At 80.0% G+C, this 1,940-nt stretch carries 1 protein-coding gene; it reads right to left on the bottom strand.

The features are described 5' to 3' along the window. Nucleotides 1–62: 62 nt before the first annotated feature. Nucleotides 63–1,898 (bottom strand): hypothetical protein, encoded by a 1,836-nt coding sequence (locus tag ACZ1IK_RS11100; RefSeq protein WP_073116762.1) that lies wholly within the window; start codon nucleotides 1,896–1,898, stop codon nucleotides 63–65. Between the last annotated feature and the right edge of the window lie 42 nt (nucleotides 1,899–1,940).

Raw genomic sequence — 1,940 nt, 5'->3', positions numbered from 1 at the left:
CGCGACGGCGGCCGCCGCAGTCGGGCCGGGCCGTCGGGCCGGGCCGCCGCCTCGAGCGGCGGTCAGTCCGCGCCGAGCCCCTCGCGGAGCGCGTCGAGCTCGTCCCGGACGCGCGCGGCGCCGTCGTGGTCCCCGAGGGCGGACAGGCACTGGTGCAGGCCCGTGAGCGCGCCGAGGCGCACGAGCGTGGACTCGGTGGACTCGCACACCAGGCGGAAGAGCGTCGCGGCCTGCTCGGGGCTGCCGTCCTCGGCCACCACGTAGGCGGCGAAGAGCTCGGCCTGCGCGGCGCCCTCGCGGTCCCCGGCGGCCGTGAACAGGTCGGCGGCCTGCAGCGCGGTGGCGATCGCCTCCGGCCCCCGCTCGAGCGACCACAGGGCCCGGGCGCGGGTGTCCGTGTAGTCGGCCACCTGCCAGTCGGCGCCGGCGTCCCGCACCAGGGCGAGCGCCTCCTCGAGGAGGTCGAGGCCCTCCGCCTGGCCGGACTCGCACAGCAGGTACCCGTGCGCGTGCAGCGCGGCCGGCAGCACCGCCGGGTCCTCGTCCACCGCCTGGCGCGCGGCCGCGACCGCCCGCTCGAACAGGTCGAGGGCCGAGGGCCGGGTGCGTTCGTCGCGCTCGCGGTTCACGAGGGCGCCGGCGGCCAGGAGCGTGCGCGCGGCGTCCTCCCACTGGCCGTGGGCCTCGAACAGGCCGGCCGCCTCCCGCCACAGGGGCAGCGCGTTCTCGGCGCGGTCCTGGTCGTGGTGCGCGTGGCCGAGGTCCACGAGGGCGCGGGCCTGCTCGACGTCCCGGCCGTGGGTGGCCTCGCGGCGCACCAGCCGGGCGAGCAGGGGCTCGGCCTCGTCGGCGCGGCCGGCGAGCACGAGCTGGTGCGCCCACCAGTAGCTCAGGCTCGAGGCCTCCGGCGCCTCGGCCTTCTCCGCGTGCACGGAGGCCAGCTCCCACGCGGCCACGGCGACCTCCTCGTACCCGTCGAGGTCGCCGGCCACGCGCCCGGCCAGGGCCGCCGCGGAGGCGGCGCCGCGCCGCAGCCCGACCGAGGCCATCCGCTCCGCCGCCTCGAACGCCAGGTCGAGGGCGGCCGTCGGACGGTCCAGCTCGTGGGCGGCGATCGCCCGCACCGTGGTGGCGGAGGCCAGGACGGCGCGGGCGGCGGGCAGCGCGGTGACGACGGCGGCCGCCGCGTCCGCCTCGGCGTGCTCGCCCCGCCACAGGTGCAGGCGGGCGAGCAGCAGGTGCGCGCTGGACCACGAGCCGGTGGGCAGCAGGGCACCGGCCGCGCGCAGCCCGCCCAGGACGGCGATGACGCGGCGGGCCAGCTCGAGCGCGGCGTCCAGGTCCCCGGTGTGCACGCGGTGCACGGCCAGCGCCAGGGCGGCCTCGGGCAGGACGGTGTCCCCGGGGTCCTCGCCGGGAGCGCCCGGCTCGTCCTCCACGACGCCGGCCAGCACCGCCGCCTCGACCGTGTCCGGATCGCGCACGAGGGCGGCGCCGAGCTGGGACTCGAGCCCGGCCTGCCGGGGCCGGCCGAGGTGGCGCAGCAGCGCCGCGCGGGCCTCCACCCAGCGGGTCAGGGCGGCCTCGTCCCCGACCTGACCCGCGGCGACGGCGAGCGCCCGCAGCAGGGCGAGGCGGACGTCGTCCTGGCCGGGCACGAGCGCGGCGAGACCGGAGTCGGCGAGGCGGGCGGACTCCCGGGGCTCGTCGCGCAGCGCGGCCTCGAGGGAGAGCTCCCACCAGCCGCGGGCATCCAGGGCGGTCGGGGCGTCGGGCGCCGCGGTGCCGCGGGCCTGCCGGAGCAGGGCGCGCACCCGGTCCAGGGCGGCGTCGACGGCCGGCTCCACGGGGCCGCCGGAGGTGTCGTCCCGGCAGGGCGGGTCCTGCGGGGTGTCCACGGGCGCTGCTCCTTCCGGGGGTGGGACGGGTGGTCCTCCAGC

Source organism: Micrococcus sp. CS26 (genome assembly GCF_055522295.1).
This window is presented reverse-complemented; position numbering and strand designations above follow the sequence as displayed.